The following is a 19,043-nucleotide window of genomic DNA, read 5'->3' as shown; positions in this document are numbered from 1 at the left end:
GCCTCAGCCGCGGGCGCCTCGCCTCACCCCCGGCCGAGCGTTGGGTGCTCCAGCGTGCGGATGATGCCGCGCAGTTCCGCCAGGCCCTTCAGCCGGCCGACCAGGGAGTAGCCGGGATTGGTCTTCTTGGTGATGTCGTCGCCGAGGAGGTGGCCGTGGTCGGGCCGGAACGGGATCGGCTTGTTGTCGCCTGCCGCCCGGCGCCGGCCTTCCTCGCGCAGGAGGAGGTCGATCACCGCCACCATGTCGGTCCCGCCCTCGAGATGCTCGTCTTCGACGAAGGAGCCGTCCGGCTCGACGGTGACGTTTCTGAGGTGGACGAAGTGGATGCGCTCGGCGAACTCGCGCACCATGGCGGTGACGTCGTTGTCGGCCCGCGAGCCGTAGGAGCCGGTGCAGAGCGTGATGCCGTTGGCCGGGCGGTCGACGGCCGAGAGGATCGCCCGGACGTCCGAAGGCGTCGAGACGACGCGCGGCAGGCCGAACAGCGAGAACGGCGGGTCGTCGGGGTGGATGGCGAGCTGGACGCCGACCTCTTCGGCCACGGGCACCACCTCGCGCAGGAAGGTTTTGAGGTTCTCGCGCATCGCATCGTCGGAAAGGCCGTCATAGTCGGCGATCAGCCGGCCGATCGAGGCGCGGTCGTAGCTCGCCTCGCCGCCGGGAAGGCCGCGGATGATGTTGGCCTCGAGCCGGTCGACGGCCTCGGCGTCCATGCCCTCGATCCGCTGGCGGGCCTTCTCGACGAGATCGGCGGAATAGCTTGCCTCGGCGTTCGGCCGCCTGAGCACGAAAACGTCGTACCCGACGAAGCTCACCATGTCGAAACGCAGCGCCAGGCCGGAGGTCGGCATGCGGTAGTGCAGGTCGGTGCGCGTCCAGTCGACCACCGGCATGAAGTTGTAGCAGACGGTCTTGATCCCGGCGCGGCCGAGGTTGGCAAGCGTGTCCTTCCAGGCGCCGATCGCGCGCGGGGCGTCGGCGTTGCCGAGCTTGATCGCGTTCGGCATCATGATGCTCTCGCAGACGCTCCAGACGAGACCGCCGGCCTCGATCACAGCCTTGCGCTCGGCGATCTGCTCAGCCGTCCACGCGATGCCGGGCGCGATCTGGTGCAGCGCCGAGACGATGCCCGTCGCGCCGGCCTGCCGGACGTTATCGAGGCTGACGGGATCATTGTCCCCGAACCACCGCCATGTCTGTTCCATCTTGTCTCTCCCTAATCCCTCTGCCCCGATCCCCGCCCGTTCTGTCCGGGGCAAGCGATCGAGAGCCTATCGTTGCTCTAGGCGCCCGTTATCATCCGTCAGGCCGCCGAAGCGAGCTTCGATCGCGCCAAGGACACCGTTTTCCGCAATCGCGCGCGCGAAATCCTTCAGTTCCGCCACGACGGCGTCATCCCGTTGGAGGTCGGTGCCGAACACGCTTTCGAAGCCGAGGAAGGCGTCGATCCTCGCCTCGGGTGATGTTTCCTTCGCCGGCATACCTCCCCAGCGTCCCAGCATGGGATCGCTGACCTCGAACGGTTGCCCAGCATCGTCGATGCCGCGGCAGGACCGGATATAGGCCGCGATGGCAAAGAGGATCGCAGGCGCGTTCTCGCCGCGCGCGCGGCGGATCCGCAATGGCGCCAGCAGCCTCTGCGGCACCTTCAGCGAGGCGTCGGTGGCGATCTGCGCGGTCCGGTGCGGCAGTGCGGGGTTGCCGAAGCGCGGTAGGAGGGCCGCGCCATAGGCGGCAGCCGTCTCGGCGTCGATCGACAGCGTCGGCGCCGCCTCGGCCCAGTAGGCCGCGAGGAACCGCTGGACCCGCTTGTCGCTGACTGTTTCCGGCACGGTCTGCAGCCCGGCGAGGCGGCCGATCGCTGCGATCGCCGTATGGGCGCCGTTGAGGAGGCGGAGCTTCATCTCCTCATAGGGCTCGACATCTCCGACGAAGCGCACGCCGCTGGCCTCGAAGGGCGGCCGTCCGCCGGGAAAGCGATCCTCGATCACCCAGTCGAAAGCGGGCTCGGCCATTACCGGCCAGGCGTCGGCAAGGCCGAGGCCGGCGTCTACCTCAGCGCGATCGGCCGGCGTCGTCGCCGGCACGATGCGGTCGACCATCGAGGAGGCGAAGGCAACGTTCGCATCGATCCAGCGGGCGAGGCCATCCTGTTTCAGCTCGGCGAATTCCAGCAGCACCGTCTTCAGCGTCTCACCGTTCTTCGGCAGGTTGTCGCAAGAGACGATCGTGATCGCCGGCGCACCCGTCCGCCGACGCCGTGCGAGGCCGGCGGCGAGGAAGCCGAGCGCCGAGGTCGGCGGGCCGTCACCATCAAGGTCGCGGCGCACCGCCGGATCGTCCCGGTCGAGCCGGCCGCGGTCGACCGCATAGCCTTTCTCGGTGATGGTCAGCGTCACCAGCCGGATGGCGGGGTCGGCGAGGGCGGCGACCAGCGCCTCCGGGTCCTCCGGCGCGACGATCATGCGGATCACCGAGCCGATCACCCGCAGCCGCGTCGTCTCGCCGTCGCGGATCGCAAAGGTGTAGAGCCCGTCCTGCGGCGCCAGCGCATCGCGCGTCTCGGCGCTGCGCAGCGACGCGGCAATGATGCCCCAGCCGGTCTCGCCGCGGTTGAGGGCGTCGTCGGCGAACACCGCCTGGTGCGCCCGGTGGAAGGCGCCGAGGCCGAGGTGGACGATGCCGGCGGTGACCGCGCTGCGGTCGTAGCCGGGGCGGTCGACGCCCGGCAGAGCCGAAGCGAGGGTGGCGTTGGAAAGTCTCTGCATCTGGGACTGCCAGTCAGGGGAGGGGCGGAGAGGCCGGACGCATCAGCCGAACTGCAGGCCGCCGTTCATGTCGATGATGCCGCCGGTGATGAAGCCGGCGAGCGGCGAGGCGAGAAACGCGACGGTGTGCGCTACTTCCTCCGGCTCGCAGAACCGGCCGACCGGGATCGCCGCGAGCTGCGCGGCGCGCTGCGCCTCGGTCAGCTGCTCCATGATCATCGGCGAGACCACATAGGCGGGGGCCACGGCATTGGCGGTGATGCCGGTGCCGGTCAGCTCGCGCGCCGAGGAGAAGGTCAGCCCGACCATCGCCGCCTTCGAGACGGAATAGGCGGTGCCGGCTGTCAGGCCCCCCGACTTCCAGGCATAGGAGGACATGTTGATCAGTCTTCCCCAGCCGTTCGCCCTCATCCCGGGCACCACGGCCTGGGTCAGGAGGAAGGCGGCGTCGAGGTTGACCGCCATCAGCGCCTGCCATTCGGCGAGCGTCGTGCCGGCGAGCTTGTTCGGCGACAGGATGCCGGCATTGTTGACGAGGATGTCGACGCGCTCGAACTGCGCGAGGACCGCGGCGATGCCGGACGCGATCGAGCCGGGATCGGAGAGGTCGACGACGAACGGCGTGGCGCTGTCGCCAAGATCCGCCGCAACGCGCGCAAGGGCCGCCGCGTCGCGGTCGACGAGCGCGATGCGGGCGCCGGCGGCGGCGAGGCGGACGGCGATCGCCCGGCCGATGCCGCCGGCGGCACCGGTGACGAGGGCGGTCCTGCCGCTGAGTTCCAGCATGTCGGATCCTTTCTGAAGGGCCTACGGCACGAAATGCCGGCGCTCCGCCTCGGGGAGCTGGTCGAAGAGAATGAAGACCTGGTCGAGATGGGTGACCAAAGCCGCCTCGGCGGCGGCGGCATTGCCCGCGTCGAGCGCATCGAGGATGGCGAGATGCTCCTCGATCACCACCGGCAGCCGCTGGGCGTGGCCGGAGAAGCGGATAAAGCGGGTCAGCTGCGACTTCGCCGCGAAGATCGCCGACCAGACGCCGTCGCGGCCGGCATGGACCGCGAAGAGCTGGTGGAAGCGCTCGTCGCTGGCGTGGAAGGCGTCGGCGTCGCCGGCCTCGACCGCCGCGCGCTGGGCGTCGACGGCCTCGCGCAGCGTGCCGCTCATCGCCCCCGTCCAGCGCGGCGCCACTTCGCGCAGGAGTGCCACCTCGAGCGAGCGGCGGACGAAATGGTTGTCGTGGATGCCGCCGACCCGGATCTTTGCAACGAAGCTCCCCTGCTGCGGATAGACGTCGACGAGGCCCTCTTCCGACAGGCGCTGGATCGCCGCCCGCACCGGGGTACGCGACACCGCGAACTGGCGGCATATCGAGTTTTCCGAGATCGGCGTGCCCGGCATCAGCCGCACCCGGACGATCGCCTCGCGCAGCACGCGGTGCACCTGGTCGGCGACCGAGACGCGTCGGTCGAGCTGCAGGGTGAGGTCGGCAAGGCCTTCGCCCCCGATCCCCGGCACCTCTGTCGTCCGCGTCGCCTCGCTCATGCCGGTTCCGATATCCTTGCCGCGAGAATCCGTTTGCGGCTTGGATACAAGAATACTAGTGTCGGGACGGTCAGCGCAAGCCGCCTGCGTCGCTTCCTCGGGAGGAGGCAGCAGAAAGACGGAAAAGCGGCTTGGAACGGGAGGAAATTTCATGTCGAAACGGATGATGCGACTGATGGTGGCCGGGCTGTCGATGGCGGCCGGCCTCGGGGTGGCCCAGGCGGCGGACGATACCAAGATCGGCCTCGTGCCGGGCGGCCCGCACCCCTACTTCACCGCCTGGGAGCAGGCCGGCAAGGATGCGGCGCGGGATTTCAAGCTCGCCGGCGCCGACTACAAGGTCCCGCAGAAATGGGAGCTCAGCCAGCAGAACCAGCTGCTCGAGAGCATGCTCTCGCAAGGCTATAACGGCTTCCTCGTCTTCCCCGGCGATTCCGTCGGATCGGTCAGCACGGTGTCCGAGCTCGTTGGCAACCAGGCCCCGGTGATCGCCGGCGCCGGCTGCCTGAAGGATCCGTCCGAGGCCGCCTTCTGCCTCGGCACCGACACCGGCAACTCGGCCTATCTCGGCACGAAGGAGCTGTTGAAGACGCTCGGTGAGAAGAAGCGCATCGCCCATTTCACCGGCTTCCTCGTCGACCCCAACACCCAGCTGCGCATCGACGCCGTCGAGAAGGCTGCCAAGGAAGGCGGCGCGACCGTCGTCCAGGTGATCGCCGACATCGACGCGCCCGAGCCGGCGGAAGAGAAGATCAACGCCTATCTTGCCGCCCATGCCGGCGAGATCGACGGCATCGTCACCACCGCCTGGGTGCCGGCGGTCGTTGCCGCCAACGCGCTGCGCAAGATCGGCGACAAGCGCATCAAGATGGTCGGCATCGACCATGACGAGGTCGTTCTGAAGGCGATCAAGGACGGCTTCGTCTCCGGCACCATGCTGCAGAACCCCTATGGCCAGGGCTATATCGGCAGCTTCGCGCTCGACAAGCTCCGCTCCGGCTGCACCGTGAAGGCCGACGCGCCGTTCAAATCGAACGCGCTGACGGCAAAGTTCATCGACAGCGGCACCGTCTACGTCGCCGCCGATGCGGTCGACACCTACGTCGAGTCGATGCAGGCGATCACCAAGACGCTCTTCGACGGCTTCGAGAAGACCTATCTCGACTGCCCCTGACCGCGCCGGGTCCGCCGGAGCCGCGAGGGCGCCGGCGGACCCATGCCGTTCGATGCTGACGGAAGAGAGTACCGCATGATCCTTGAGACAACCCCGCGCACGCGCCCGGCCGGCGAGGCGTCAGCCCCGGTCGCCAAGGCGGACGCCGCGACCAAATTCTATCTGACAAACGAGTTCGGCCTGGCGGCGCTGATCGTCGTCTTCCTCGTTCTCTTCAGCACGCTGGCGAGCGGTTTCCTCTCTCCGTTCAACCTCTTCACCCTCGGCCGCACCTCCGCGATCAACATGATGATCGGCCTCTCGATGATGGTCGTCATCGTCACCGGCGGGCTCAATCTCGCGGTCGGGGCGATCGGTGTCTCCGCTGCGATGACCGTCGGCTATCTCATCGAGAGCGTCGGTCTGCCCTGGCCGCTGGCGATCCTCGGCGCGCTGGCGCTCGGCGCGGCGCTCGGCTTCGTCAACGGCTGGACGGTCGTGCGCACGGGCCTTCACTCTTTTATCATCACGCTCGCGACCATGAGCATCTTCTTCGGCGTCATGATCTTCCTGACGCGGGCGGAATCCTTCCGCGGTCTGCCGCCGGCCTTCACCGCCTTCGGCAAGATGAAGCTCGCGGGCTATGTCTCTCCGCTGCTCCTGGTGACGCTCGCCGTCGCGCTCGGGCTCGTCTTCCTCTACCGCTTTACGGCGCTCGGGCGCGAAATGCTCGCCGCCGGCGCCAAGCCCGAAGTGGCTGAGATGTCGGGCATTCCGGTCGGGCGGATCTTCATCCTCTGCCACATGCTGTCCGGCGTCATCGCCGCGGTCGCCGCCTTGATGCTGGTCGCGCGCAACGGGGCGGCGATCCCGTCGATGGCCGGGCAGCTCGGCCAGGACTGGCTGCTGCCGGCGTTTCTCGGCCCCGTGCTCGGCGGAACGCTCCTCACCGGCGGCAAGGTCTCGGTGATCGGCACGTGCCTCGGCGCCTTCCTCGTCACCATGCTGACCAGCGGGCTTCTGTTACTGCAGCTTGGCGAGTTCTGGATCCAGTCCTTCCTCGGCTTGCTGCTGCTGCTCGCCGTGCTGATGGACAAGGCGCGGCGCTCCTATCTCGCGCGGAGGAACATCGCATGAGCGCGACGACACAGAGCACCCCGCTCTCCCGGACGCTGCGGGCCGACTGGTTCGGCCCCTTCGTCGTCACCCTCGTGGCGATCGCCATCGTCGGCAGCTTCAGCCCGTCCTTCCTGTCGCCGTTCAACATCCAGATCCTGCTCTTGGCGATCGCCGTCAACGCGCTGATCGCCTTCTCGCAGATGATCATCATCGCCATCGGGCAGATGAACCTCTCGGTCGGGGCCATCGGCGGGCTCGCGGCGATCTCGTTTGCCGGGATGATGGAAGTCTGGGGTCTTCCGGCACCGGTCGCCGCCGTGCTGGCGCTGATGCTCGGCATCGCCTGCGGCCTTTTGAACGGCCTCTTCATCGTCTGGACCGGCATTTCCGCCTTCGTCATCACCCTAGCGAGCCTCTCGATCTACAAGGGCATCAACCTCGGCATCACCCGCGCCGAGCCGTTCTACGGCGTCGCCGACAGCGTCAAGGCCTTCGGCCAGGCCACGCTCGCAGGGCCCTTCCCCTGGCTGGCGCTGCCGACGGTCCTCGTCGCCGTGGGCCTCTGGTATCTCCTCAGCCGCTTGCCCATCGGCCGCTTCATCCTCGCGGTCGGCGGCAACAGCCATGCCGCCGAGCTGTCGGGCATCTCGGTCGGCGGCACCGTCATCTTCGCCCATGCGCTGTCGGGCTTCCTTGCCGCGCTCGCGGGCATCCTCCTCGTCGCCCGCTTGCAGATCGGCCAGCCGACGATCGGCGACGACTGGCTGATCATCTCCTTCGCCGCCCCGGTGATCGGCGGCGCGGTGCTGGCCGGCGGCCATGTCAGCGTCGCCGCGACGCTGTTCGGCGTCGTCATCGTCGCGATCATCACGCAGGCTTTGGTGCTGTTCAACATCGACCCGTTCCTGGTGCAGGTCGTGCTCGGCGCGATGATCCTGGCCGCTGTCGGCGTCAACCGGCTGCGCGAGGTTCGCCTCGCCGGCTCGCGGAAGGGGTTCTGAGATGGAGACGGTCTTCGAAGCCCGCGGCATCGAGAAGAGCTTTCCGGGCGTCAAGGCGCTGCGCGGCGTGTCCCTCACGCTGGCGCCGCATTCGATCCACGCTTTGCTCGGCGAGAACGGCGCCGGCAAGTCGACGCTGATCAAGGTGATCACCGGCGTCCACCGGCCGGACGCCGGCACGCTGACGCTCGGTGGCGAGGCGGTCGCCTTCACCAGCCCTCGCGATGCCATCGCCCACCGCATCGGCGTCGTCCACCAGGAGCGCAATCTCATCCCGCGCTTCTCGGTGGCCGAGAACATCCATCTCGAGCAGCTCGGCGGGCGCTTCCTGAAGCCGGTCGACTATGCCGAGCTGAACCGGCAGGCGGCGCGCTGGCTGGAGGCGCTCGACCTCGACATCGACCCGCGCACCCCGGTGTCTAAACTCTCGGTCGCGCAGATGCAGCTGGTCGAGATCGCCAAGGCCCTGTCGCTGCGCTCGCGCGTCCTCCTGCTCGACGAGCCGACGGCCTCGCTCACCTCCAGCGAGACCGACGTCCTCTTCGGCTTCCTGAAGAAGCTGCGCGACAACGGCGCGAGCATCCTCTTCGTGTCCCACAAGCTGGAGGAGGTGCTGGAGATCTGCGACCGCGTCACCGTCCTGCGCGACGGCAGCAACGCCTCGCCCAGCCGCTCGATGGAGGGGCTGACCCGGCACGACCTCGTCACCATGATGATCGGCCGCGGCGAGCAGGCGAGCGGCTGGAAGCAGCGGGTTCCCTCGAGCGCGCCGGTGGCGCTGCAGCTGAAGGGCGTGTCGACCGCGCTCGGCCACGTCGGTGTCGACCTCACTTTGCGCCGGGGCGAGATCGTCGGGCTCTACGGTCTCGTCGGGGCGGGCCGGACCGAGCTTGCCAAATGCATCATGGGCCAGTCGCCGGTGACGCAAGGCACCGTCGAGGTCTCCGGCAAGCCGGTGGCGATCCGCTCGGTCGCCGAGGCGGTGCACGAGCACGGCATCGGCTATGTCAGCGAGGACCGTAAGCAGGAGGGCCTGGTGCTGATGCACTCGGTGCTCGACAATGCGGGCATTGCCGTCTGGCGTCAGCTGTCCGGGGCTTTCGGCCTCCTCACCGACGGCCGGATCCGCCAGGCCGTCTCGCCTTTCATCGCGAAACTCGAGGTGAAGACGCCGAGCCTCTTCCAGACCGTCGGCAATCTGTCCGGCGGCAACCAGCAGAAGATCAGCGTGGCGAAATGGCTGGCGGCGGGGGTGAAGATCCTGATCGTCGACGAGCCCTCGGTCGGCATCGACATCAAGACGAAAGCCTATCTCCACGACCTCCTGCGCGAACTGGCCGATGCCGGCACCGCGATCCTCGTCATCACCAGCGACATGCCGGAGATGATCGGCCTTGCCGACCGGATCGTGGTGATGAACGACTACAAGGTATGCGGCGAGCTCGCCAATGACGGGGTCTATGACGGCATGAGCCAGGGGATCATGGGACTCATCCACCGCGAGGAGCAGGCGGCCTAGCCGTTTGCAAGGCGGGATGGCACGGCGCTGCGCGAACGGCGCTCGACGCTCCCGCGCCGTCCCGTTATCTCAGTGTCCTTGGCGCTACGGCGCCCTCGGTGCAAACAGCGTCCTGAACGCTGAATGAGTCCCATAGGCTCGCAGCGTCAGGGGCTGGTGGCAGCGGCGGGATCCGTTGCCGATCGGGCGCGCCGCTGTGAAGCAAGATACCAGACAGTATGGGCGGCACCCGCCCGAGCACAATCGGCCGGAACGGCCAAGGGAGGAAGAGCATGGCATTCGAACGACGCGCAGTCGGCGATACGGATCTGACGCTGCCGATTTACGGCTTCGGCACCGCGCCGCTCGGCAACCTGTTCCATCCGATCGCCGACAAGGACGCGCCGGAACTGGTGATCGCGGCTTTCGAGGCCGGGCACACTTTCATCGACACCGCGCCTTTCTACGGCTCCGGCCTCAGCGAGCGGCGCGTCGGCGAGGCGCTGCGGCGGCTCGACCGGTCGCAGGCGGTGATCTCTACCAAGGTCGGCCGGCTGCTGGTGCCGGATGCCAAGCACGACGCAACAAAGAACGCCTTCTTCGACGCCGCGCCGTTTCGCCCGGTCTTCGACTATTCCTATGACGGCGTGATGCGCTCCTTCGAGGACAGCCTGCAGCGGCTCGGCACCGACCATGTCGAAATCCTCTTCGTCCACGATGTCGGCGAGGAGACGCAAGGGGAGGGGAACCTCGCGCCGTTCGAGACGGCGATGGAGGGCGGCTACAAGGCGCTCGACCAGCTCCGTTCCTCCGGCGCGGTGAAGGCGATCGGCCTCGGCGTCAACGAGTGGCAGGCCTGCGAGAAGGCGATGGACCGCGGCCGCTGGGACGTCTTCCTGCTCGCCGGGCGCTACACGCTGCTGGAGCAGGAATCGCTGAACTCCTTCCTGCCGCGCTGCGTCTCCGAAAACGTCTCGATCGTCATCGGCGGCGCCTTCAACTCCGGCATCCTCGCCACCGGCGCGGTCGACGGCGCGACCTACAATTATGCGCCGGCGCCCGCGGAAATCCGCGCCAAGGTCGACGCCATCGAGGCGGTCTGCCGGGCCCACAACACGCCGATGGCCGCCGCCGCCTTGCAGTTCCCGCTGACCCACCCGGCCGTCGCCTCCGTCATCCCCGGCGTCGCCGCGCTCTCGCACATCGAGCGCAACTCGGCGCTGATCGAGACCAAGGTGCCGGTGGGGCTCTGGACCGACCTCAAGGCCGAAGGACTGCTGCGGTCGGATGCGCCGGTGCCGGGCTGAGGACCATCGATCTCCCCCTTGAGCGGGAGATGCCGGCAGGCAGAAGGGGGGCGCCGAAGGGCGCAACCAACGCAGAACCGGCGACGGCGGGCCGTGGGCGACGGCGGACCGACGTGGGTGAAGGCACGCTGCGCGCAACGGCAGGCCGCCGCCGGGTGCACGACGGCCGTCGGTGGCGCGCTGCTGACGATGAGCAGGCGATAGCGACGGAAAAAGCAACCGCCCCGGACCGAGCCATCGCACCCAGCCGCTTGGTACGGCGTTCTCCAGAGGTCGTCATCCCGGGCTTGACCCGGGATCCATTCCAAATCGCCCAACGCGAACACGGCGGTGGACCTTGCCGCTCCAGATCAGGCCCCACGCTTCGCCTCTTCGCGCGACCGGAAGGTCCACCGTTCTCGAAGAGGTTCGCCGGTTTGGAATGGATCCCGGATCAAGTCCGGGATGACGAAGCGGAGGGGTTGGCGCTAGTTCTGTGAAGGGAGCCGACATCATTCATTCGACGTCTCAAAGGTTCGAGTCCTACTCGGGGAGCCAACTCCTCTCCCCAACCATAAAAAGGGCGCCCACCCTGCGGTGCGCGCCCTCTCTCACCTTAAACCGTAACCCTTACGCGGCAGCCGAAACGCTGGCCTCGGTCGGGACTTCCGAGATGGTCTTCAGGATCTGCGAGGCGATGGCGTAGGGGTCGCCCTGGGAGTTCGGGCGGCGGTCCTCGAGATAGCCCTTCCAGTCATTGTTGACGAAGGAGTGCGGCACGCGGATCGAGGCGCCGCGGTCGGCGACGCCGTAGCTGAACTTGTTCCACGGGGCAGTCTCGTGCTTGCCGGTGAGGCGCTTGTCGTTGTCCGGGCCGTAGACGTTGATGTGGTCCATCAGGTTCTTGTCGAACTGCGCCATCAGCGCCTCGAAATAGGCCTTTCCGCCGACTTCGCGCATGTGGGTGGTCGAGAAGTTGGCGTGCATGCCCGAGCCGTTCCAGTCGGTGTCGCCGAGTGGCTTGCAGTGGTACTCGATGTCGATGCCGTACTGCTCGGTCAGGCGCTGCAGCAGGTAGCGGGCCATCCACATCTCGTCGGCGGCCTTCTTGGAGCCCTTGCCGAAGATCTGGAATTCCCACTGGCCCTTGGCCACCTCGGCATTGATGCCTTCGTGGTTGATGCCGGCGGCGAGGCAGAGGTCGAGGTGCTCTTCGACGATCTCGCGCGCGACCGAGCCGACATTGGAATAGCCGACGCCGGTGTAATAGGTGCCCTGCGGGGCCGGGTAGCCGGACTCGGGGAAGCCGAGTGGGCGGCCGTCCTGGTAGAAGAAGTACTCCTGCTCGAAGCCGAACCAGGCGCCCTCGTCGTCGAGGATCTGCGCGCGGGTGTTCGAGGGATGCGGGGTCTTGCCGTCCGGCATCATGACCTCGCACATCACCAGCACGCCGTTGGTGCGGGCGGCATCCGGGAAGACGCGGACCGGCTTCAGCACGCAATCGGAATTGCTGCCCTCGGCCTGCATCGTGGAAGAGCCGTCAAAGCCCCAGAGCGGCAGCTGCTCGAGCGTCGGAAACTCTTCGAATTCCTTGATTTGCGTCTTACCGCGCAGGTTCGGAACCGGCGTGTAGCCGTCGAGCCAGATGTACTCGAGCTTAAATTTGGTCATCGCAAAACTCTCGTAAGGTGGTGATACGAACCGGAAACTCTCGACCCACGTCGCGCGCTCAACGGGCCCGCGCGGGCAGCCGCACACCTTAAAGCATTTTACATGCCAAACTGCGATGCTGGCTACCAAGCGCCTTGCCGCGCCGGAACTGCACGGCCCCCGCAATGCTTTAGACAGCGGGCATCGAACCCCGATGCCTTGGAATCCGCCTCGCGCTGATTATATTTAGGGCAAACAGCGCAAAAATAGTGCAGGCTTCGGTGGTCGGGGTGTGCAGCCCGCGCCGCCAGGGAGGATTATCTGATGATGACACCCGCATTTCGTTCAACCGCCAAGATCATCCAGTTTCCAAAGCGTGGACGGCTGGGCTTTGCTGGCCATCTTGCCGACCGCCAGACAGCGAACGCCGCGGCCGTGCCGGCCTTTGCCGATTTCAGCAGCTGGTATCATGAGGCAGCGGTCCGCGAGGCTGCCGAAGAGGCTCGCAAGCCCTAACAAGGACCGCGTGTCCTGAGTCTGATGCTTCAGCCGACGCGTTGATGGCTTCGCCCTGCGGTCGTGCGCCGCCAGCTGGCGCCGTGCACAAGCGCTCGACGTGTCCGATGCGTTTAAGCCCCAAAAATCGACCAGCCCATCCGCCGCGTCAGCTGCTCCAGCGCGATGCGGCCGAGGTGGGAGTTGCCGGAGGCATCAAGGCCCGGCGACCAGACCGCGATCGACGCCTTGCCGGGCGCAATCGCCAGAATGCCGCCGCCGACGCCGCTCTTGCCGGGCAAGCCGACGCGGTAGGCGAATTCACCAGACCCGTCGTAATGGCCGCAGGTCAGCATCACCGCGTTGATGCGGCGGGCGCGCTCCGGCGTCACCACGGTGAAGCCGGTCGCGGGATTGCGGCCGCGGGCGGCGAGAAAACGCCCGGCCATCGCCAGCTGCCGGCAGGACATGGCGATCGCGCAATGGTGGAAGTAGACGCCGAGCGTGTAGTCGACGGGATTATCGAGAACGCCGAAGGATTTCATGTAGTTGGCGAGCGCCGCGTTGCGAAAGCCGGTGCGCTGCTCGGAGGCGGCCACCGCCTCGTCGATGGTGATCGAGGGATCGTCGGAGAGGAAGCGCATGAAGCGCAGGATCTCGCCCAGCGCCTCGCGCGGCTTATGGCCGGAGAGGATGACGTCGGTGACGGCGATGGCACCGGCATTGATGAAGGGATTGCGCGGAATGCCCGATTCCCGCTCCAGCTGGACGATCGAGTTGAACGCGGTGCCCGATGGCTCGCGCCCGACCCGCTGCCAGAGCCGGTCGCCGATCTGGCCGAGCGCCAGCGTCAAGGTGAAGACCTTCGAGACGCTCTGGATGGAGAAGGGGGTCTCGGCGTCGCCCCCGAGGGCGACATTGCCTTCCGCATCGATCACCGCCATGCCGAAGGCCGCCGGATCGACGCGGGCGAGCTCGGGGATATAGCTGGCCACCTCGCCGCGATCCGGCCGCTGGCGCATCTCGTCGGCGATCTCGCGGACGACGGTGTCGAGGTCGGGCTGGTTCATGGGGGCGGCTCGGTAGCTGGCATGGCAGGAAGGTCGGCCCGAGGCGGCGGGACGGGCGCGCAGGGCAGCATGGCGGGTTTTTCTGGCACTGTGCCGGCCGCCAGTACAGTCTGTAAAGCGGTGCGGCGTGGCTGCACCGCTTTACAGACTGGTCGCCTCGCTGCGGCGAGGCCTTGCGAGGATACCCCATGAGTCTTGAAACCGTCCGCGCCTTCCTGGCGGAAAACGCTCCCGACATCGCCATCATCGAACTCTCCGACAGCACCGCGACGGTCGCGATGGCCGCCGCCGCGCACGGTGTCGCATCTGGCCAGATCGCCAAGACGCTGGCGCTGATGGTCGGCGAGCGCGGCCTTCTCCTGTGTGCGGCCGGTGATGCAAGGCTCGACAACGCCAAGGCGCGGGCGGCTTTCGGCGGCAAGGTGCGGATGATGACGCCGGAGGAGGTGGCGGCGCTGACCGGCCATCCGATCGGCGGCGTCTGCCCTTTCGGGCTGGCCACACCGCTGCCGGTTCACTGCGACGTCAGCCTCGAGCCTTTTGATGTCGTCATTCCCGCGGCCGGCTCGCCCAACTCCGCCCTTCGCCTTTCACCGCAACGTCTGGCCGGTTTGACCAATGGCGAATGGGTCGATGTCTGCCGGAAGTAAATAGCGAGTGAGTTCCTGGACTAAGATGCGGTTATAAGCATAATCCGTGAGGGTTACTAGATGCAAATTGGTGAAGCCTCTCAAGAAATTGTATAGAATATAGGAATATTACCGAGAAACATTATGCTGCGATGCAGCAAAAACTGTTCAAGGGGGTTAGGCAGAGACGGTGCCGTTCCGACAGGGAGGGCAGGGCGCCACTGCCCGGCGACAATGCTCCCTTGAGGAATGCCGATGACACGCCCTTTTTCCAAAGCGCCTGAAGATCTCGAAACCATCGCGCGCCGCGGTAGCCCGTTGCGCCGCATGGCGGCGCGCGTGCCGACCTATCTGGCCGACGTGAAGGAGAATCCGTCCTGGCTGCCGATGTTCCTTCTCGCCCGCACCATGCCGGCGCGCCGGGCGCACTGGCGTACCGCCGCCAAGGTGGTGGCCCGGCCGGCCCGGCCCTCGATGTTCCAGGGCGTCGACCGCGATGCGGCTGCGGCCAGCCTGCGGGCGGACGGGATCTTTCCGGGCCTCGTGCTGCCGGAGGCCGTCCATGGCGAGATTGCCGCGTTTGCCCGGGAGACCGCCTGTTTCGGCAATTTCGACCGCAAGCTCGAATTTCGCGCCGGCGATCATGCGGCGGCCGAAGCGCGTTTCGGCAAGCCGCTGCTGAGCGGCCATCACTTCGAGCGGGCGCTGAACTGTCCGGCCGTGCTGGCCGTGCAGGAGGACCCGCTGCTCGCCGACATCGCCCGGCTCTATCTCGGCGGCGAGGCACGGATGATCACCACGCGGGTCTGGTGGAGCTTCCCGGCGCCGGCAGCCTCCGAAGCCGACCGGCACCTCGCCTCGCTCGACAAGTATCATTTCGACCTCGACGACTGGCGGATGCTGAAGTTCTTCTTCTATCTCGTCGACGTCGACCTGGAGAACGGTCCGCATGTCTTCGTCAAGGGCAGCCATGCCAAGCGACGGGTGAAGCACCAGCTGACGCTGCTGGTCGGCCATCCCGCCGACGAGGTGCTGGGCTTCTACGGCGCCGAGAACGCGATGACGCTGACCGGCAAGGCGGGCTTCGGCTTTGCCGAGGATCCTTTCGGCTTTCACATGGGAACGGTCGCGAAATCAGCGCCCCGGCTGATGATGGAGGTCGGGTTCGGCGTCTCGAAGCCGTCCCGCCGCCGTTTTCATGGCGAGCCGGTGGTGCGCTGAGCAGGCGGACGCGCTCCCCTTTATGTATGGCGAGGCCGCGCCAACAGGATTCAATCGTATCGTACGATGATTAGCGCAGCCGGCGGATTGTCGGGCGTCCCTTGCGCTGGTATTCCCGCTGCAGATCGTGGCAGCCGGTGCTTCCGGCTGTCGCTCTTCCCGCGGCCCGCAGCATCGGAACCGACATGACACGACCCTTCACCGGCCTCTGGCCCGTAGCGCCCACCCCCTTCCACGAGAACGGCGACCTCGACCTCGAGGGCATGCGCCGGGTGCTCGACTGCATGATCGACCAGGGCGTCGACGGCATCTGCATCCTCGCCAACTATTCCGAGCAGTTCCTGCTCTCGGACGGCGAGCGCCAGACGCTGACCGAGCTCAGCCTCGAGCACGTCGCGGGCCGGGTTCCGGTGATGGTCACCACCAGCCATTTCTCGACCCGCGTCGCCGCCGAGCGCGGCAAGCACGCGGCCGAGCGGGGCGCGGCCATGCTGATGCTGATGCCGCCCTATCACGGCACCGGCCTGCGCATTGACGAGACCTCGATGATCGAGCATTTCCAGCGTGTTGGCGAGGCCGCCGGCATCCCGATCATGCTGCAGGATGCGCCGCTCTCGGGCGTCACGTTGTCGGTCGGGACCTTGCTGAAGATGGCCAAGGCGGTTCCGCTCTTGCGCTACTTCAAGATCGAGACGCCGCAGACGGCGGCAAAGCTCCGCACGCTGATCGCTGCCGGCGGCGACCTCGTCGAGGGTCCGTTCGACGGCGAGGAGGCGATCACCATGATGGCCGATCTCGACGCTGGCGCCACCGGCACCATGTCGAGCGCGCTGCTGCCGGACCTGCTGCGCCCGGTCTTCGACCTGCACCGCGCGGGCGATCGCGTCGGCGCCGCCGAGGCCTATGCCCGCATCCTGCCGCTGGTGAACTACGAGAACCGCCAGTGCGGCCTGCGGGCGGCGAAGACGGCGATGATGGCCGGCGGCGTGATCAAGAGCGACGTGGTGCGCCACCCGCTCGACCAGATCCATCCCGATACGCGGGAAGGGCTCCTGGAGATCGCCCGGACCGTCGACCCGCTGGTCCTGCGCTGGGGCAAGTAGCACCCCGCGCCGGCAGGTTTTGCCTCGTGAACATACGATGAAAGCCCGTCCGCCGGTCTTGGGATCGGCGGCGGGATGTCCTAGATAGGCGGAGTGATCCGCCTTCGGGCGCCGCCACGGCCGCCTGATCCGATCGGCGCCCGGCGCCTCCCATCTTGCAGCGCACCCCGGCCTTCGTGCCGGCCATGGCGCCGCCGTCCCAGGAGACATCCACATGACCATTCTCGGCGAACAGTTCATCGGCCAGCGCACCGTCAAGGGCAGCAATGGCGAGCTCTTTGGCATCGAGGCTGCCACCGGCGAGCAGCTGCAGCCGGGCTTCGGCGGCGCGACGCTGGAAGATGCAGACGCCGCTTGCGCACTGGCGGAAGCTGCCTTCGACACCTACCGCGAGACCAGCCTCGAGGACCGCGCCAAGTTCTTGGAGACCATTGCCGACAACATCCTCGCTATCGGCGACGAGCTCGTCGAGCGCTGCATGGCTGAAAGCGGCCTGCCGCGTGGCCGGATCGAGGGCGAGCGCGGCCGCACCATGGGCCAGCTCAAGCTGTTTGCCGGCGTGCTGCGCGATGGCGGCTATCTTGAGGCCCGGATCGATCCGGCCCAGCCCGAGCGCCAGCCGCTGCCGCGTCCGGACCTGCGCCTGCGCAACGTCCCGCTCGGCCCGGTCGCCGTGTTCGGCGCCTCCAACTTCCCGCTCGCCTTCTCGGTTGCCGGTGGTGACACCGCCTCGGCGCTTGCCGCCGGCTGCCCGGTGGTGGTGAAGGCGCATTCGGCCCATCCCGGCACCTCCGAGTTGGTCGGCCGCGCCGTCCAGAAGGCGGTCAAAGATTGCGGCTTGCCGGAGGGCGTCTTCTCGCTGATCTTCGACAGCGGCCGCAAGGCCGGCCAGGCGCTGGTCGCCGATCACCGCATCAAGGCGGTCGGCTTCACCGGCTCGCGCGGCGGCGGCATGGCGCTGGTCAAGATCGCTTCCGAGCGCAAGGAGCCGATCCCGGTCTATGCCGAGATGAGCTCGATCAACCCGGTCCTCCTCTTCCCCGCCGCCCTCGCGGCCCGCGGTGCGGCCATTGGCAAGGCCTTCGTCGGCTCGCTGACCCTCGGCGCCGGTCAGTTCTGCACCAATCCTGGCCTCCTCATCGCGGTCGAGAGCGAGGGCCTCGACGCCTTCGTCGCCGGCGCCAGCGAGGCGATGGCCTCGGCGCCCGCCGCCGTCATGCTGACGCCCGGCATTCAGAAGGCCTACTGCGAAGGCGTCGACAAGCTTGCCGGCCACGCGGCCGTGACGAAGCTTGCCGAGGGCCTCGCCGGCGAGGGCCTGAAGGGCCGCGCCGCTTTGTTCAGCGTCAAGGCCGCCGACTTCCTGGCCAACCCGGAACTGCACGAGGAGGTCTTCGGATCGTCCTCGCTGCTGATCCGCTGTGCGGATGCGGCGGCGATGCGCAGCGTCGTCGAGGCGCTGGAAGGCCAGCTGACGGCCGCCATCCACATCGAGGAGGCCGACCACGCCGCGGCAAAGGCCTTGCTTCCGCTGCTCGAGCGCAAGGCCGGGCGCATTCTCGTCAATGGCTTCGGCACCGGCGTCGAGGTGGCGCATGCCATGGTGCACGGCGGACCGTTCCCGGCGACCGCCGATGGCCGGTCCACCTCGGTCGGCAGCCTTGCCATCCACCGCTTCCTGCGGCCGGTCTCCTACCAGGATCTGCCGGCAGCGCTGTTGCCGGACGCGCTGAAGGACGAGAACCCGCTCGGCCTCGTGCGCCGCGTCGACGGCAAGATCACCGCCTGATCACCGCGCTCCTGAACGACGCCCGCCGACGAGAGTTGGCGGGCGTTTTGTTGCGCGGAACCGCGGTCCTGTGGCGGGAATGACGCATCCGATCGGCCCTAGCGGGAGCGGAGCATGCGACTTCGCCAGAGCGTGCAACGAATTTGACGATCGACCATTGTAGAGCAGTGCGTATCAAGCCGCCTGCAGGAGGGTAGTGAGGTCGCATCGGTAAGCCTCGGGTTTCCTTCGGCGGTTACCACCGTAACAAGCATGTAGAGTGACGGGAACCATCGTGACTGCAGGTCTTCAGACGCAAGGTGTTCGCAAGGTCGTTCTCGTCGTCGACGATGAGCCGCTGGTGAGAATGAATGCCGTCGATATGTTCGAGGACATGGGCTTTGAAGTTCTCGAAGCCAGTGACGGCCTTGCAGCGTTGAAGATTCTCGAAGGACGGGCGGACGTGTCTCTGCTTTTCAGCGACTGCCGCATGCCCGGAATGACTGGACCGGAGCTTGCAGAGGTGGCAGCCGTTCGTTGGCCTGACCTGCGCATCGTGCTGGTATCCGGCTACGTCAACATCAAGCCGGTGAGCTGGCCACTTCTGCCGAAGCCCTACGATGCCCGTTCGCTGCACAAGGTCGTCGCGGAAGCTGGTAGCGCTTGATGTCGATCCGGCCGCTGCCAATTCTTGCTGCCTAACGAAACTGTAATCCGTCAAGCGACGCAGACATTTC

The 19,043-nt window shown here is 67.2% G+C and carries 17 protein-coding genes; 11 read left to right on the top strand and 6 right to left on the bottom strand.

The features are described 5' to 3' along the window. Nucleotides 1-23: 23 nt before the first annotated feature. The 4 genes from uxuA to ACZLZQ_RS22065 all read right to left on the bottom strand — a co-directional run bounded on the left by uxuA (nucleotide 24) and on the right by ACZLZQ_RS22065 (nucleotide 4,313). Nucleotides 24-1,208 carry a mannonate dehydratase gene (gene uxuA / locus ACZLZQ_RS22080; RefSeq protein ID WP_472951227.1) on the bottom strand — a complete coding sequence of 395 codons (1,185 nt, stop codon included), beginning with the start codon at nucleotides 1,206-1,208 and terminating at the stop codon, nucleotides 24-26. Nucleotides 1,209-1,274: 66 nt separating this feature from the next. Then, the gene (locus ACZLZQ_RS22075; protein WP_472951226.1) at nucleotides 1,275-2,771 is read right to left on the bottom strand and encodes a mannitol dehydrogenase family protein; all 1,497 of its coding nucleotides are present in this window, start codon (nucleotides 2,769-2,771) and stop codon (nucleotides 1,275-1,277) included. A gap of 42 nt (nucleotides 2,772-2,813) precedes the next feature. Then, nucleotides 2,814-3,557 (bottom strand): SDR family NAD(P)-dependent oxidoreductase, encoded by a 744-nt coding sequence (locus tag ACZLZQ_RS22070; RefSeq protein ID WP_472951225.1) that lies wholly within the window; start codon nucleotides 3,555-3,557, stop codon nucleotides 2,814-2,816. A gap of 21 nt (nucleotides 3,558-3,578) precedes the next feature. Then, the gene (locus tag ACZLZQ_RS22065) at nucleotides 3,579-4,313 is read right to left on the bottom strand and encodes a GntR family transcriptional regulator (RefSeq protein ID WP_472951224.1); all 735 of its coding nucleotides are present in this window, start codon (nucleotides 4,311-4,313) and stop codon (nucleotides 3,579-3,581) included. A 151-nt stretch (nucleotides 4,314-4,464) separates the two neighbouring features. On the opposite strand from ACZLZQ_RS22065, the gene ACZLZQ_RS22060 reads away from it, so the two are divergent. The 5 genes from ACZLZQ_RS22060 (at nucleotide 4,465) to ACZLZQ_RS22040 (ending at nucleotide 10,391) form a co-directional block, all read left to right on the top strand. Next, nucleotides 4,465-5,487, top strand: coding sequence for a sugar ABC transporter substrate-binding protein (locus ACZLZQ_RS22060; protein WP_472951223.1), 1,023 nt, complete (start codon nucleotides 4,465-4,467; stop codon nucleotides 5,485-5,487). Nucleotides 5,488-5,562: 75 nt separating this feature from the next. Further along, nucleotides 5,563-6,603 (top strand): ABC transporter permease, encoded by a 1,041-nt coding sequence (locus ACZLZQ_RS22055; RefSeq protein ID WP_472951222.1) that lies wholly within the window; start codon nucleotides 5,563-5,565, stop codon nucleotides 6,601-6,603. Further along, the gene (locus ACZLZQ_RS22050; protein ID WP_472951221.1) at nucleotides 6,600-7,586 is read left to right on the top strand and encodes an ABC transporter permease; all 987 of its coding nucleotides are present in this window, start codon (nucleotides 6,600-6,602) and stop codon (nucleotides 7,584-7,586) included. The genes ACZLZQ_RS22055 and ACZLZQ_RS22050 overlap by 4 nt, the downstream gene beginning before the upstream one ends. Nucleotide 7,587: 1 nt before the next feature. Beyond that, nucleotides 7,588-9,105 carry a sugar ABC transporter ATP-binding protein gene (locus ACZLZQ_RS22045; RefSeq protein ID WP_472951220.1) on the top strand — a complete coding sequence of 506 codons (1,518 nt, stop codon included), beginning with the start codon at nucleotides 7,588-7,590 and terminating at the stop codon, nucleotides 9,103-9,105. Nucleotides 9,106-9,377: 272 nt separating this feature from the next. Next, a complete protein-coding gene (locus ACZLZQ_RS22040) occupies nucleotides 9,378-10,391 on the top strand; it encodes an aldo/keto reductase (RefSeq protein WP_472951219.1) in 1,014 nt (337 codons plus the stop codon). 609 nt (nucleotides 10,392-11,000) lie between these two features. On the opposite strand, the gene ACZLZQ_RS22035 is transcribed toward ACZLZQ_RS22040, so the two are convergent. Then, the gene (locus ACZLZQ_RS22035) at nucleotides 11,001-12,041 is read right to left on the bottom strand and encodes a glutamine synthetase beta-grasp domain-containing protein (RefSeq protein ID WP_472951218.1); all 1,041 of its coding nucleotides are present in this window, start codon (nucleotides 12,039-12,041) and stop codon (nucleotides 11,001-11,003) included. 303 nt (nucleotides 12,042-12,344) lie between these two features. Here ACZLZQ_RS22035 and ACZLZQ_RS22030 point away from each other — a divergent pair, with 303 nt between their 5' ends. Then, complete coding sequence (locus ACZLZQ_RS22030; RefSeq protein ID WP_472935686.1) at nucleotides 12,345-12,536, top strand: DUF2735 domain-containing protein; 192 nt, start codon at nucleotides 12,345-12,347, stop codon at nucleotides 12,534-12,536. 113 nt (nucleotides 12,537-12,649) lie between these two features. Here the strand turns inward: ACZLZQ_RS22030 and ACZLZQ_RS22025 are convergent, their stop codons facing one another. Next, entirely contained in the window at nucleotides 12,650-13,585 is a 936-nt protein-coding gene (locus tag ACZLZQ_RS22025; RefSeq protein WP_472935687.1) for a glutaminase, read from the bottom strand. A gap of 188 nt (nucleotides 13,586-13,773) precedes the next feature. On the opposite strand from ACZLZQ_RS22025, the gene ACZLZQ_RS22020 reads away from it, so the two are divergent. The 5 genes from ACZLZQ_RS22020 (at nucleotide 13,774) to ACZLZQ_RS22000 (ending at nucleotide 18,973) form a co-directional block, all read left to right on the top strand. Then, nucleotides 13,774-14,235 (top strand): YbaK/EbsC family protein, encoded by a 462-nt coding sequence (locus ACZLZQ_RS22020; RefSeq protein WP_472951217.1) that lies wholly within the window; start codon nucleotides 13,774-13,776, stop codon nucleotides 14,233-14,235. 234 nt (nucleotides 14,236-14,469) lie between these two features. Continuing rightward, nucleotides 14,470-15,435, top strand: a complete 966-nt coding sequence (locus ACZLZQ_RS22015; RefSeq protein WP_472951216.1) for a phytanoyl-CoA dioxygenase family protein — start codon at nucleotides 14,470-14,472, stop codon at nucleotides 15,433-15,435. 185 nt (nucleotides 15,436-15,620) lie between these two features. Next, nucleotides 15,621-16,538 (top strand): dihydrodipicolinate synthase family protein, encoded by a 918-nt coding sequence (locus tag ACZLZQ_RS22010; protein ID WP_472951215.1) that lies wholly within the window; start codon nucleotides 15,621-15,623, stop codon nucleotides 16,536-16,538. 214 nt (nucleotides 16,539-16,752) lie between these two features. Beyond that, nucleotides 16,753-18,327, top strand: coding sequence for an aldehyde dehydrogenase (NADP(+)) (locus ACZLZQ_RS22005; protein WP_472951214.1), 1,575 nt, complete (start codon nucleotides 16,753-16,755; stop codon nucleotides 18,325-18,327). A 259-nt stretch (nucleotides 18,328-18,586) separates the two neighbouring features. Continuing rightward, entirely contained in the window at nucleotides 18,587-18,973 is a 387-nt protein-coding gene (locus ACZLZQ_RS22000) for a response regulator (protein WP_472951213.1), read from the top strand. Nucleotides 18,974-19,043 lie beyond the last annotated feature (70 nt).

The sequence above is a fragment of the Mesocryomonas lacus genome (assembly GCF_055730105.2).
Note: the sequence above shows the minus strand (reverse complement) of the source record. Positions and strands in the feature narration are given on the sequence as shown.